Raw genomic sequence first — 11,908 nt, 5'->3', positions numbered from 1 at the left:
CACAGCTGGACAGCGGCGGCGCTGACCGGAATCGGGGCGACGCTGATTGATTTAAAGACGATTTTACACACGATCACTCCATTTTATCTCCTCAGTGTCGTGCTGATTGTCGGGGCGATCACATTGACCGCCGGATTGATCGGCATCAAGATGGGATTTTATCCGCTGGAATCATCGATCGCAGCGGGGATGTGTACGACGAACATGGGCGGTTCCGGAAATGTGGCGGTGCTCAGCAGTTCGAAACGGATGGAACTGCTTCCATTTGCACAGATTGTGACGCGTTCCTGCGGAGCACTGATGCTGACGATCGGGGGCGTGCTGATACAGCTGCTGGTGAGGTAAAAAAGAATTGTGACTGACAGAGAAATGTGCCTGATAGAGGGAAAATAAGTGAAAACAGGGGAATAGAGAAATAGGGAAAAGCTGGGAGGTAGGTCTTATGAACATATTCATTGCGATCATGCTTGTATTTGCGGCAGCCGGGCTTTTGGATGAGATACTGGGAGGAAAGCTGGGGCTGATGCCGAATTTTGAAAAGGGGCTTGCCACGATGGGGGGTCTGGCGATGTCCACGGTCGGATTTTATGCGATCGGAGTTACATATGTGCAGACGCATGCGGAAGCGATTGCGGAGGCGGCAAAGCATATGCCATTTGATCCGGCGCTCATTCCAAGCTGCCTTCTGGCGCCGGATATGGGGGCGCTTGGCATGGCACAGAAGCTGGCGGCGACACCGGCGCTGGCGGCATTTACCGGTGCGATGGTAGCAGGCAGTCTGGGAATGACGGTCGGATACCAGCTGCCGGTCTTTCTGGCAGCTGTTCGAAAAGATGAAATAGGAGAGCTGATGCGTGGATTCATCTTCGGTCTGATTGCCATACCGTCTGGTCTGGCGGTCGGAGGTCTGATGCTGGGTCTGCCTGTCCGTCAGCTCTTTTTTAATATGATCCCGGTGCTGGTGCTGTGCATGGTGCTGATTGCGGCATTCGTGCTGGTTCCGGCGCTGACGATGAAGATCATGATTTTCCTCGGAAATGCGATCCGTATTTTTAGTTTTCTCCTGTTTGGTGTGGCAGTCTTCGGAATTTTCATGCCGAAGTATGCGGTTGTCGAGAATGCCTTGATTGAGGAAATGCTTTTTATGGTACTCCGCATGGTCATCGCAGCGTGCGGCGGTCTGGTGCTGTCGCAGGTGGCGTTAAAACGTCTCCAAAAGCCGATCCAGCGTATCGGGGCGGTCCTGGGTATCAATGAGGAGGCAGTTGTCGGACTGTTCCTTTCCTTTATACAGAGCCTTGCGATGCTGCCGTTGTTTTCCAAGATGGATAAGCGCGGAAAAGTATTAAACGCCGCTTTCTCTGTTGCAGGCGCCTATGTGGTAGGCGGTCAGATGACCTTCGTAGCATCCCTGATACCGGGAAACTGGGTAACAGCCTATATGATCAGCAAGGTGCTGTCAGGTGGACTGGCAGTTGCCCTGGCGGTTATTTGTCTGAGAAGGTCAAAAATGATAACAGAGTAGAGCGGAATATCTGATATTGAGATAAGGATAAAGAAATAAGAAAGCCCCGGCAGTTTCGCTGCCGGGCAGTTTCGCTGCCGGGGCTTTCGCCCTTTTGGGGCTATATCATTTTCATAGAAGGTATTAATTATGATGCAATGAAGACTTTTAGAGTTGTCAAACGGTTGCGAGCAATTAACAGCAGCCACAGCCTCCAAAGCTCTGCTCGGTTCTCTCAATGATTTCGTTCTGAAGCGGTTTGTCCAGGTTACGGAAGTAGTCACTGTATCCAGCTACGCGGACGATCAGCTCCTTGTATTCCTCTGGGTTCTTCTGAGCTTCAATCAGAGTCTGGCGGTCGATAACGTTGAACTGCATATGATGTCCGTTCATAGCGAAGTAGGAACGAATCAGAGCAGCCAGGTTGTCAATACCCTTCTCGCCTGCGATAGCAGCCGGAGTAAACTTCTGGTTCAGCAGAGTACCGCCGGTCTCACAGTGATTCATCTTGGAGCAGGATTTAACAACTGCGGTCGGTCCGTTGATATCAGCGCCTTTTTCTGGGGAAATACCCTCAGACAGCGGGATATGTGCCAGACGGCCGTTCGGGCTTGCGATCATAACATCACCGAAGTATACGTGGCAGGTGGTCGGAAGCATATCTACATGATATACACCGCCTCTGGTGGTAGGTCTGCCGGTGATATAATCTTTGTACTCGTTGAATACGCTTACCATGATGTCATCTGCATAATCATCATCGTTGCCGTATTTCGGAGTCTTATTCTTAACCAGGTTCAGGATATCCTCATGACCCTTGAAGTCGTCATTCATAGCGTCGATGAGTTCTTTCATGGTAAACTTCTGATTGTCAAATACGTTGAACTTGATAGAGGAAAGTGCATCGGAAATGGTTCCGATACCAACACCCTGGATATAGCTTGTGTTGTATCTTGCACCGCCTGCGTTGTAGTCTTTACCTTTCTTGATACAGTCATCGGTACAGATGGAAAGGAACGGAGCCGGCATCATTTCTGCGTAAATTCTCTCGATAACCAGGTTGCCGCGCATCTTAACATCAATGATGTACTCAAGCTGTGTCTTGAATGCGTTCCACAGTTCGTCGTAGGATTTGAAGTCTTCTGCCTTGCCGGTGTGCGGTCCGATCTGTTTTTTGAACATTACATCGTAGCCATCATACAGAGCGAGCTGTAAGCACTTCGGGATGTTTAAGTAACCGGTCAGCCAATAAGCCTCAGTTCCCCAGGCACCGGTCTCAACACATCCGGAGCATCCAGCGTTTCTTGCATCTACCAGAGATTTGCCCTGATTTACCAGCTCCTGAATCAGCTCATCGGTATTGTAGAATGCCGGCTGACCCCAGCCCTGACGAGCGATCTCGCAAGCTCTCTTTAAGAACTTATCCGGAGTAACTTTGGAAATCTGTACGTTGGAGTTCGGCTGGTTCTGTCTCATATCTTCCATACAGTCAAGGATTAAGTAAGAAACAGCGTTAACTGCATCAGTACCATCTTCCTTCACACCGCCGGAGTTGATGTTTGCGAAGTCTACGTATGTACCGGACTCTTTTAAGGTTACGCCAACCTTAACCGGAGCCGGAGAGTTGAACAGTTTAACCCAGAGGCACTCAAGAAGCTCAAGAGCTCTTGTATCATCCAGAGTACCTGCAGCGGTATCTTTCTCATAGAACGGAATCAGATGCTGATCCAGACGACCCGGTGTAAATGCATCCCACGGGTTTAACTCGGTTGTAACACCAAGGTGTGTAAACCAGTACATCTGAAGTGCCTGCCAGTAGGTCTCAGGTTTGTGCTCCGGAACAACGGCACAGTTAGCTGCAATCTGCTCGAGCTCTGCTTTTCTGACCGGATCCTTCTCCTCAGCAGCTTTCTCAAGAGCCAGATCGTGATATCTCTTACCTAAGATAATGATAGCATCGCAGCAGATATCCATAGCGCGAAGCTCCTGCTCTTTGTCATAAGCTTCCGGATCATTGAAGTAGTCAAGCTCTTTGATAGCCTGCTCGATCTCTTTCTTGTAGTCGCCGTAGCCCTTGATGTAGAAGTTCTTGCCGCCGGCTGTATGACCCGGTCCACGCTGCTCCATGAACTCGGTGAACATACCAACCTCATAGCAGTCTCTCCATTCCTGGGTCATAGCTTTTAAGAGATGTTCTCTGACTGCACGGTTCTTCCAGTATGGAATAATTTCTTCTTCCTGAAGTTTCAGATCGTCTTCGGTAACGGTGAAGTTAACCAGTTTACGGTCATTCATGATGTGCATATCTTCGATAGTATGACAGCACAGCTCCGGGAATGTCGGTGAACACTGCGGGTCTTTACCCTTTTCACCAACTAACAGCTCATCATCGCCTAAGTAAAGAGTTTTCTTAGAGAAGTACTCTTTCAGAACAAGAGCTCTTAAAACCGGTACGGATACAGAACCTTCGTACTCTTTGTAAACATCGGTTTCGATTTTGGCTCTTTCCAGATCCAGATGTGGCTGGGTGGAATGGCTGAGTCTTCTCAGTCTTTTAATTCTCTCGGTGCATCCGCGGTCGTTGTCCTTTAACAGACCTTCTGGTGTGTTGATTACGAATGAAGTATCAATTTTCTCTGCCATTTAAATCATCCTCCTATATTGACTTTGTCATATCCCTGTTCTACGAACATGGACTTAAAGTGTTCCATAAGCTCGGACACCGGTACGCTCATCTCATCATCATGGTACTCCATGTCGAGGCTGGCGTATTTACCCTTTCCGATGTCATGATAAGGTAAAAGGTTTACCTGACGTGCGTGAATATTGTTTTCTTTCAGGAAATGGATGACACTTTCAATGTGTTCATCGGTTGCATTGACCTGCTGGATAATCGGAAGCCGGATATAAAGACCTGCGCCTTCATCACTTAATTTCTTTAAGTTCTCAAGAATCAGTGAATTGTCAACGCCGATATACTTCTTGTGGTCTTCCGGATCCATCACTTTGATGTCGTAGAGAAAAACATCTACATAAGGAAGAATTCGCTTCAGATTCTCATAGTCTGTGTAGCCGCTGGTGTCGATGAAAACGCTGACACCGTTCTCGTGGAGCTTGCGACAGACCTCTTCCACATAGTCCATATGCTGGGAAGCCATAACTTCACCGCCGGAGAGTGTTACACCGCCGCCGGATTGTTCATAGAAGATTTTGTCCTTCATTGCTTCTTTGACAAGTGCATCTACCGTGTATTCCTTACCGGCTAACTCCCGGGCTTCTGTGATGCACCAATCGGTACAGACGCCGCAGGCGGTACACTTGGAACGGTCAAATACAATCTTGCCGTCTACGATGGAATTGGCTCCCTGTTTACATTTTGCAACGCATCGACCGCAGGCGGTACATTTGTGCCGATGAAAAATCAGTTCCTTATAATAATGTTGACTCTCCGGGTTGTGGCACCACATACAGTGTAAGGGACATCCCTTGAAGAAAATCGTGGTGCGGACACCATCGCCGTCGTGCGTTGAAAATTTCTGGATGTTAAATATGTAAGGAGTTTCTGCCATCCTTTCCCCCTCCTTTGCAAAAACTAGACTGTGTTCTAGTTCTGAGTCTATAATACTACAACCAACTCAAGAATACAAGAGTAAATTGAAAAAAATGTATTAATTTAATTTTTAACAGACGAATCTGAAAAATAATCATCCGATCACGTTGAAACAAGCGGAATGCGGAATGACTATAAAAGAAAATTAATATAACATATAAGATATCATAGAAAATGGGGGCTTACAATTGGTAAAAGTGAGGATATTATGCATGAAAAGAAAGTGAAAATTGTAGAAAAGATAAAATGATTTGAATATTCATAAAATATAAAATAAAAACAAAAAATTAAGCACAGTTAAAAGAGTATCGCATAAATATGAAAAGGGAAAATCAAGATAGAAGTGAAAAAAGACTAAAAATCCAGAATAACAGTAGGAAAGAGCAGTAGAAAACAAAAAACAAAATAAATAAGAAGCTTGAAAAAATGAAAAAATTTCGCTCATGTGAAAGTTGCCCGGTTGACAAGAGGAATTTTACCATGGTATAGTAAAAATGTATAAAGATGTTTCGGGAACTATTAGAAGAGCCCGGACAGCAGAAGCCAGGAAAACTATATTTCGAGCTGAAAAACCTAACACAGTATATTGTCAGGGTTTACAGCCAATGGGTATCAGGGGAAACCCGGATGCCTCCCGCATTTGGAAAGAAATGCATTGGAAAGAGAAGTAGGACCTGCTGCTTAGTTAGAAAGAAAGGCAGCTGGTAAAAGGCGGCGCATCCTCTGCCAGAGTCTCGTTCCGATGAAATGTTTTTCAGAGTATTCTTAAACAAAAGAAGGGAGAAGAACGATTTCATGAAGAAGACAAACAGAATCATTGCATTGGCAATGGCAGCCATGACAGCATTGTCTATGACAGCCTGCTCCGGAAGCGCAAAAGAGACGACGGAGGCGGAAAGCGCCGCAGAGACAACCGCAGAGGCTGCTGAGGAAAGCAGTGCAGAGGAGACCAAGGAAGCATCCGGAGAGACGCTTCTGATGGCAACGACGACCAGTACCGATAATACAGGTCTTCTGGATTACTTAAAGCCAATCTTTTTAGAGGATACAGGTATTGACTTACAGTGGACGGCAGTAGGAACCGGTGATGCGATTCAGAAAGCAAAAGACGGTGAAGTGGATGTGATACTGGTTCATTCCAAAGCAAAAGAAGAAGAATTCGTGGAGAGCGGCTACGGTGTAGAGCGCTTCCAGGTTATGTATAATGATTTCGTGATCGTAGGACCGAAGGATGGTCCGATTGCAAAGACGGATGATATCAACGCTGCATTTAAACAGATCATGGACGAGCAGCTGACATTTGTGTCCCGTGGAGACAACTCCGGTACCCATAACAAGGAGACCGGAATCTGGGAGAAGCTGGGAATTACAGATTATGAGAGCAATCCAAACTATGTATCGGCAGGCGCTGGAATGGCTGATACACTGGCGATGGCAGATGAAAAAGGTGGCTACTGCCTGTCTGACCGCGGTACCTGGCTTGCCAAGAAGGCAGATTTCCCGGATATGGATATTGTATGTGAAGGCAGCAAGGAACTTTTAAACCAGTACGGCGTTATCGCAGTAAATCCGGAGAAATATCCGGATGTCAACAACGAGGCGGCGAATACGTTTATCAAGTGGATCTGTTCTCCGGAAATCCAGACGCTGATCGGCGAATACGGCGTAAAGGAGTACGGCGAGCCGTTATTCTTCCCGAATGCAGAGCAGAAGTAGAATACTGCCGGATGATATGCGGCAGAGCTGGAATTAGCGTATTTAAACGAATAAAGCAGGCAGTTGAACCTTGCAGAATTTATAATTTATAAACAGGAAACCGGAGAAGGGAGGATGCACTTTTTCCGGTTTTTCTGTCATTAAGAATTGAGAAAATGAGAACGCCTGCAGAATATAAGGTGTTTCAGTGGATATGCTGGGAGAAAAAATATGGGAAACCTGTTTTCAAAATTTTTTGGTACGGTCGGAGTGATAGATTCTATCCGGGTAACGCTGGTGATGTCTTTCTGGTCAACCTTGATTGCGTCCATGCTTGGAATTTTTCTGGGACTTGTGCTGGAGCAGACGAAATTTCCAGGAAAAAAGCTGGTAGTCCGCGTGAACCGGACCTTGATGGGAGCACCTCCGGTCGTCATCGGACTGCTCACATATATGCTTTTGAGAAAAAAAGGTCCGTTTGGGGCGCTTCGATGGGTATTTACGATCAAAGGAATGGTGGCAGCCCAGGTTCTGATCATCACTCCGATCGTCTGTGGAATGGTATATTCATATGCGGTCCGCACGGCACCTTCGATCCGGGCGTTTGCCAGGACGATGGGAGCTGACCGGCATCAGACCGCGCGGCTTCTGCTGCGTGAAATGAAAAATGAAATTTATTTTGCGGTTGTGTCTGGATATGGGCGTTCCATCAGTGAGGTCGGGGCGGTCTTTCTGGTAGGTGGAAATATAAAAAACAGCACCCGGACAATGACGACTGCGATTTCAACCCTGAAAGGTGCAGGCGATTATTATGAAGGGGTATTTTTGGGAGTGATCCTGATGCTTCTGGCATTTGCGGTACAGACATTGGCAGAACATTTCAGACAGGAGGAGACACCGGATGAAAATCTCTAAACTGCAAAAGAAGATAGGTCAGTTTACGCTTCAAATCGAGGAACTGTATCTGGAGAGCGGGAAGGTCCATGGTCTGATAGGAACCAATGGCTGCGGAAAAACAACTCTTTCCAAGCTGATACAGGGGATATTGGTTCCGGATGGAGGGAGAATTGATTACGAGGGACTGACACCCCGGGATATTACGATGACAACACAGAGACCGTATCTTTTGCATGATACGGTGTATCAGAACCTGATCTATCCGCTGAAAATACGGGGAATCCGCCCAGATGAAGCGAAGATGGATGCCTGGCTGGAACGATGTGGGCTTTTGCAGAAAAAAAATCAATATGCTCGTTCCCTGAGCAGCGGAGAACAGCAGAAATTATCATTTATCAGGGCGCTGGTATTTGACCCTGCGTTTGTGATTGTTGATGAAACACTTTCCAACCTGGATCCTGACAGTACAGAATTGTTTGAACAGCTGATGCGGGAGCAGCAGATGAAAAATAAGATGACATGGCTGCTAATCAGCCATCAGCTGGTGCATGTCCGCAAGATTTGTGACCAGGTACATTTTATGGAGCAGGGAAATGTTCTGGTGTCCGGAACACCGGAAGAAATCCTTCTTCACCCGTCGCATCCGTCCATCCGCCGATATCTGGCAGATACGGAGGTTTCATATCGTGAAAATGAAAAAAGTTCAGAAATATGAATATAAATGCGAGACGATTGCGTTGAATATGAAAAAAATGGGAAGAGTTTTGCTTGGGATGATTGACACAGTTTGTGAAAATGTGGTATAATTTCTGGTAGAAAATCATGAAAAAGAGAATTGTCGCACGAGAGCGGCAGTTATACAGAGTTGATTTCGAGCTTTTCTGCCTAAGCTGTGAACCGATTGACAGGATGGAAGAAAAGCCAATGGGTATCCGGGGAAACGCGGGTGCCTCCCCGCATCAGACGATGCATTGGAAAGGAATAGCTCTCGGATGACCGGGATGAAGACCCGGAAGTTCTGGAAAAGAGCAGTAAATTCCGCCAGCGCAAGCAAAGCCTGATGTAGATAAGTGCATATCAGCAGAAAGCCATAAGAGGCAGACTGCATCATCAGGAACGGATACAGAGAGCGGAATGTTTTCTGTATTCGTTTTTTGTTTCATTCGGAGAGGGCGGTCTATGAATCAAAAGCACTTCGCGTGGATGCGTACCTTCGCAAAGAAGAATCATGCCGCAAGGGAGGAACTATGAAGTTATTGAAAGTTGATACGCTGGTGCAGGCGCGGGAACGTCTGCTTAAAGCGGCAAAAGAATGCCTGCCAGAAACGGAGCAGGTTGCGCTTGCAGATGCATCTGACCGTATTTTAGCAGAAGATATTGTCTCTGGGGAAATGATTCCGGCATTCCGCCGTTCCAGTGTAGACGGGTATGCAGTCTGTTCCAAGGACACGGCGGGCGCAACGGAAAGTATCCCGGTTTTTCTAAAGGTGCTGGAAGAAGTAGAGATAGGGCATCCGGCGGTATCAAAGATTGAACCGGGTACCTGTGCCTATGTGCCGACCGGCGGCATGGTTCCGGAAGGGGCAGATGCCATGGTGATGGTAGAATACAGTGAACGGTTCGGAACAGATGAGGTTGCCCTGTATGAAAATGTTCCGTATGGGAAATGCATCGTGCTTCCGGGAGAAGATGTAAAAACCGGGGATATAGTCCTTAAAGCGGGAACCCGGATTGGTCCGGCGCAGGCGGGAACGTTGGCAGCGCTTGGCGTGGTGCAGGTGCCGGTTTTTAAACCGTGGAAGGTGGCAGTTCTATCGACGGGCGACGAACTGGTCAGGATCGATCAGGTTCCCGGACCGGGGCAGGTGAGGGATATTAATACATGGGCGCTGTCCTGTTATGTGAAGAAGACAGGTCTGGAGCTTGTTTTGGCAGAGGCAGTGAGGGATGAAGAGGTACTGTTAGAGGAGAAAATCCGGGAGGCGGTCAAAGCCTGTGATTTGATTCTGATCTCTGGAGGAAGCTCCCAGGGAAAGAAGGATATGACGATGGAGATATTAAACCGCATCTCCAAGGAGGGAGTATTTACCCATGGGCTGGCACTGAAACCGGGAAAACCGACGATTCTGGGATATGATAAAGAGAAAAATACGCTGTTAGGAGGACTTCCGGGGCATCCGGCAGCAGCACTTGCCGTTTTCCACTTATTATTTGTGTGGCTCTGGAAGCAGGTGACAGGTCAGCCGGATCAACCTCCGTTAGAAGCCTTTATGACAACGAACCTGGCGGGGGCACCCGGAAAAACAACCTGCCTGCTGGTAAAGCTTCTGATGGCTCCACAGGGGCTGGAGGCAGAACCGATATTTGGAAAATCAGGCTTGATTTCGACGATGGCAGAGGCAGACGGCTACGTTCTGATTGATATGAATCAGGAGGGGCTGAAGAAGGGTGAGCAGGTGAAGGTATACCGTTTTTAAAATGAATTGCTTCCAGAGGGACGGCGGAGGATAAAGGATCGGCAGAGCCTGATGGAAACAGAATAGAGGCAGAGATGGGAAAGAGAAATTTATATCTGAATAATACACCGGTGGAGGAGGCAAAAGCCCTTTACCAGAAAGCACTGGGGGAATTATTAAGCCCCAAGGCAGAATGGATTCCCGTGACGGAAAGTCTGCACCGGATTACAAAAGAGGCAGTCTATGCGAAATATTGTTCTCCGCTTTACAATGCAGCGGCGATGGATGGAATCGCGGTTGAGGCAGAGAAAACAAAAGGAGCATCGGAGCGGAAACCACTTACCCTGTATCCAGGTACAGATTTTACAGTGGTGGATACGGGCGATCCGATTCACGCACCATGCGATGCAGTTATCATGGCGGAGGATCTGCTGGAGCAGGAGGATGGCTCGGTGCAGATTACGGATGCAGCTGCATCATGGCAGCATGTGCGCCCGATCGGAGAAGATATCGTAGCGGGTGAGATGCTGATGCCCGGTTATCATGAGATACGCCCGATTGATATAGGTGTTCTCCTGTCTGGCGGAATTACAGAGATTGAGGTATTGAAAAAGCCGTCGGTAGCGATTTTTCCGACAGGGACCGAAATCATAGAGCCGGGACAGGAACCCAAGGATGGGGACATCATCGAATCGAATTCGAGAGTATTTGAGGCACTGGTAACGGAACATGGCGGTGCGCCCCACCGTTTTCCACCGATTGCGGATGAGTATGAAACATTGAAAGCAAAGGTGGCAGAGGCGGTTGAAAACTATGATATGGTAATTGTCAATGCCGGCTCCAGTGCAGGAACCGAAGATTTTACGGTTCATGTACTTCGGGAGTTGGGGGAGGTTCTGGTACACGGGGTGGCAATCAAGCCGGGAAAACCGGTAATATTGGCGATTGTCAATGGAAAACCGGTGATCGGACTTCCGGGATATCCGGTATCCGCCTATATCAACTTTGAAAATTTTGTGATTCCTGTGCTGCAGAAACTGGCAGGACGTACAGAAACAGCCGGCACGACGGTGCGGGCTGTCATATCCAAACGCCTTGTATCATCCCTGAAACATAAAGAGTATGTGCGGGTGAAAGTAGGAGAAGTGGGCGACAAGCTCGTTGCTTCTCCGCTGGCGCGCGGGGCGGGAGCGGCGATGAGCCTGGTGCGGGCAGACGGGTTCTGTGTGATTCCTCAGAACAGCGAGGGAGTCGAGGCAGGAGATACCGTTGATGTAGAGTTATACCGTTCCCTGGAGGAAATTGGAAGTACGGCTGTAGCAATCGGAAGCCATGATCTGATTCTGGATGTGATGGCAGATTTACTGCCGTGTATGTACCCGGGTAATTACCTTTCCAGTACGCATGTAGGCAGTATGGGCGGTTTAATGGCATTAAAGCGGGGGGAGGCACATCTGGCTCCGACCCACCTGCTGGATGAAGAGACAGGAGAATATAATATTGCGATCCTGAAAAAACTGTTTGCGGGTGAAAAAATGGCACTTGTCAAGGGGGTTGAGCGAATTCAGGGAATTATCGTAAAAAAAGGAAATCCGCTTGGAATCCATGAAATTGAAGATCTACGTGGTTTGAATTATGTCAACCGACAGAGAGGAGCGGGGACAAGAGTCCTTTTTGATTATAAGCTGAAGGAAGCCGGTATTTCACCGGAAGAGATTCACGGATATGACAGAGAGGCGGCAACGC

10 protein-coding genes and 2 riboswitches (2 of these 12 running past the window's edge) are annotated in these 11,908 nt (G+C 47.8%); of the genes, 8 read left to right on the top strand and 2 right to left on the bottom strand.

Features of this window, described 5'->3' with window-relative positions:
* Positions 1–25, top strand: the end of a protein-coding gene (locus QVO97_RS10810) for a 2-hydroxycarboxylate transporter family protein (RefSeq protein WP_022360336.1). 971 nt of this gene lie to the left of the window's left edge; 25 of the gene's 996 nt are visible here — the last part of the coding sequence; the start codon falls outside the window, past its left edge; the stop codon is at positions 23–25.
* Positions 1–345, top strand: the 3' portion of a protein-coding gene (locus tag QVO97_RS10805; RefSeq protein ID WP_288189669.1) for a 2-hydroxycarboxylate transporter family protein. It extends 42 nt beyond the left edge of the window; only the last 345 of its 387 coding nucleotides appear in the window; the start codon falls outside the window, past its left edge; it ends in the stop codon at positions 343–345. The genes QVO97_RS10810 and QVO97_RS10805 overlap by 67 nt, the downstream gene beginning before the upstream one ends.
* A 97-nt stretch (positions 346–442) precedes the next feature.
* Entirely contained in the window at positions 443–1,525 is a 1,083-nt protein-coding gene (locus QVO97_RS10800; RefSeq protein ID WP_022360335.1) for an ethanolamine utilization protein EutH, read from the top strand.
* Between the two features lie 174 nt (positions 1,526–1,699).
* On the opposite strand, the gene hypD is transcribed toward QVO97_RS10800, so the two are convergent.
* Positions 1,700–4,147, bottom strand: a complete 2,448-nt coding sequence (gene hypD, locus QVO97_RS10795) for a trans-4-hydroxy-L-proline dehydratase (RefSeq protein WP_022360334.1) — start codon at positions 4,145–4,147, stop codon at positions 1,700–1,702.
* A 5-nt stretch (positions 4,148–4,152) separates the two neighbouring features.
* The gene (locus tag QVO97_RS10790; RefSeq protein ID WP_022360333.1) at positions 4,153–5,073 is read right to left on the bottom strand and encodes a trans-4-hydroxy-L-proline dehydratase activase; all 921 of its coding nucleotides are present in this window, start codon (positions 5,071–5,073) and stop codon (positions 4,153–4,155) included.
* Positions 5,074–5,659: 586 nt separating this feature from the next.
* Positions 5,660–5,781, top strand: a riboswitch (molybdenum cofactor riboswitch).
* 128 nt (positions 5,782–5,909) lie between these two features.
* On the opposite strand from QVO97_RS10790, the gene QVO97_RS10785 reads away from it, so the two are divergent.
* From QVO97_RS10785 to QVO97_RS10765, 5 genes are all read left to right on the top strand, one after another.
* The gene (locus QVO97_RS10785; protein ID WP_022360332.1) at positions 5,910–6,830 is read left to right on the top strand and encodes a substrate-binding domain-containing protein; all 921 of its coding nucleotides are present in this window, start codon (positions 5,910–5,912) and stop codon (positions 6,828–6,830) included.
* Positions 6,831–7,040: 210 nt separating this feature from the next.
* Positions 7,041–7,724: an ABC transporter permease gene (locus QVO97_RS10780; RefSeq protein ID WP_022360331.1), complete on the top strand. Its 684-nt coding sequence runs from the start codon at positions 7,041–7,043 to the stop codon at positions 7,722–7,724.
* Positions 7,711–8,421: an ATP-binding cassette domain-containing protein gene (locus QVO97_RS10775; protein ID WP_022360330.1), complete on the top strand. Its 711-nt coding sequence runs from the start codon at positions 7,711–7,713 to the stop codon at positions 8,419–8,421. The genes QVO97_RS10780 and QVO97_RS10775 overlap by 14 nt, the downstream gene beginning before the upstream one ends.
* Positions 8,422–8,563: 142 nt before the next feature.
* A riboswitch (molybdenum cofactor riboswitch) is annotated at positions 8,564–8,704 on the top strand.
* A gap of 249 nt (positions 8,705–8,953) precedes the next feature.
* Positions 8,954–10,183 (top strand): molybdopterin molybdotransferase MoeA, encoded by a 1,230-nt coding sequence (gene glp, locus QVO97_RS10770; protein ID WP_022360329.1) that lies wholly within the window; start codon positions 8,954–8,956, stop codon positions 10,181–10,183.
* A gap of 74 nt (positions 10,184–10,257) precedes the next feature.
* Positions 10,258–11,908 (top strand): molybdopterin biosynthesis protein (locus QVO97_RS10765; RefSeq protein WP_288189666.1); only part of this gene is annotated, 1,651 nt, incomplete at its 3' end.

The sequence above is a fragment of the Clostridium sp. CAG:43 genome (assembly GCF_000434655.1).
Taxonomy (GTDB): domain Bacteria; phylum Bacillota; class Clostridia; order Lachnospirales; family Lachnospiraceae; genus Otoolea; species Otoolea fessa.
Note: the sequence above shows the minus strand (reverse complement) of the source record. Positions and strands in the feature narration are given on the sequence as shown.